The organism is Paenibacillus sp. FSL H8-0315 (assembly GCF_038005365.1).
GTDB lineage: Bacteria > Bacillota > Bacilli > Paenibacillales > Paenibacillaceae > Paenibacillus_AQ > Paenibacillus_AQ odorifer.
This window is the reverse complement of the sequence record NZ_JBBOTA010000005.1, coordinates 1-2,113: the sequence shown is the minus strand read 5'-3', so window position 1 is coordinate 2,113 and position 2,113 is coordinate 1. Positions and strand designations below refer to the sequence as shown.

At 52.4% G+C, this 2,113-nt stretch carries 1 protein-coding gene and 1 pseudogene; both read left to right on the top strand.

Features of this window, described 5'->3' with window-relative positions:
• Nucleotides 1-33: 33 nt before the first annotated feature.
• Nucleotides 34-372 (top strand): annotated as a pseudogene (locus MHB56_RS29915) (condensation domain-containing protein); the annotation flags it as partial.
• Between the two features lie 150 nt (nt 373-522).
• A partial coding sequence (locus tag MHB56_RS29750; RefSeq protein ID WP_341144425.1) for a non-ribosomal peptide synthetase occupies nt 523-2,113 on the top strand: 1,591 nt, incomplete at its 3' end.

The window sequence follows — 2,113 nt, the reverse complement described above, 5'->3', positions numbered from 1 at the left end:
CCGGACCAGCGCGTAACGGCACTGCTGCAGCAGGTGCAGGATGCGGCTTTGGCATCGGAATCGCACAGCCATTATCCATTGTACGAGATTCAAGGGCTGAGCCCACTGAAGACGGGTTTGATCGACCATATTTTGGTGTTCGAGAACTACCCGATTGCCGAAGCGATTGGGCAAGTGGACGAGACGGATGAAGCAGCGTTTGCGATCCGTGACTTAGATGTATTTGAGCAGGCGAACTATGACCTAACAGCCGTGCTAGTTCCTGGCGAATCGTTGTGGATGGCATTCCGATATAACACCAAGGTCTATGATTCGGCATTCATCCAGCGCATGGAGGGGCATATCAAAGAAATTGCGCAGCAAATTTTGGAGGACAAGCAGCGGTCGGTTGCATCGATATCGCTCGTTACGCCGGAGGAGAAGCAACTGCTGCACGCGTTCAATGACACGGCGGCGGACTATCCACGGGAAGCGACGATCCATGAGCTGTTCGAGGCGCAAGTCGAAAAGACGCCGAATGCAGTGGCGGTTATATGCGGCTACAAGCAATTGACATATGCGGAGCTGAATGCGCGGGCCAATCAGCTGGCTTGGACGCTGCATGACAAAGGTGTTCAAGCGGATACGGTTATCGGAATTGCTGCTGAGCGTTCATTGGAAATGATCATTGGCCTATTGGCGATATTGAAGGCCGGCGGTGCATATTTGCCAATCGATCCGATTTTGCCGTTTGAACGCATTCGGTCCATGCTTAAGGACAGCGGCGCAAGTGTACTGCTGCGTCATCACGGTTCAGAAACGTATGCGTTTCAAGGATGCATTCTGGATTTTGAGGATACCGAAATCGGAGATCGGCTTGAAACGAACCCTGCCATTACAGTGATGCCACACCATTTGGCTTATGTGCTTTACACATCGGGGACGACCGGCCAGCCGAAAGGCGTAATGATCGAGCATCGCTCCGCCGTCAATTTTCTGTTTGGCATGACAACGAGAATTGCGTTCGTGCCGACCAAATCGATTCTATTCGCGGCCACGTTGTCTTTCGACATCTCGGTTGTTGAAACGTTACTGGCGTTAACCCGGGGCATGCGCATCATTGTCGCGACCAAGGATCAGCAGAGGGATCCGCAGCAATTAACGGAACTGATTAAGCGACATCGGATCGCCATGCTGCAGGCCACACCATCTAGACTTCATACGCTATTGGCTGTTGGTTCCGATTCTTGGTTGGAGAGCGTGAGCGACATTATGGTTGGCGGAGAAGCGCTGACAGAGGATCTACTGGATCAATTGCAATCACGGTCTTCTGCGGCGATATATAACATGTATGGGCCGACAGAAACGACGGTCTGGTCGATGCTGCGAGACGTCACCGCAGATAAAACAGTGACGATCGGAAGTCCCAACGCCAATATGCGGTTCTACGTCGTAGATCCAAACGGCCAATTGCAACCCATTGGCGTAGCGGGAGAGCTTTGTATAGCAGGCGATGGCGTGGGACGCGGTTATATTAATCAGCCTGAACTGACTACGGAAAAATATGTAGATAACCCGTTCGATCCGGGTACGCTGATGTATCGGACTGGGGATTTGGCAAGGTGGCAGCCGGATGGCAACCTTATCTATATGGGTCGAATGGATCATCAAGTCAAGATCCGTGGGTATCGCATCGAATGTGGGGAGATTGAAGTTTGTCTGAAAGAGCATGAATACATCCGCCAAGCGGTCGTATTGTCTCGGAATGATGAGCAAGGGCAGGCGTATCTATGCGCTTATCTGGTATGCAGCATGCCGCTGACAGCATCTCAAATACATGCTCACCTAGCTCGGTATTTGCCGGAGTATATGATCCCGTCCTATTTTGTTGAATTGGAGAACATTCCGCTGAACAACAACGGCAAGGTAGACCGTAAGGCGCTGCCTGCGCCGGATTTAAATGCAGGCATAGAAGCCTATGAAGCGCCGCGGGATGCGCTGGAGGCGCAATTGGCGAAGCTGTTCGCGGAGGTGCTGGGCACGGGCTCGTTCAGCATCGGCGACTCGTTTTTCGAGCGCGGTGGTCATTCGCTGAAGGCTGTGACGCTGGTGTCACGCATTCATCAGCAGCTGT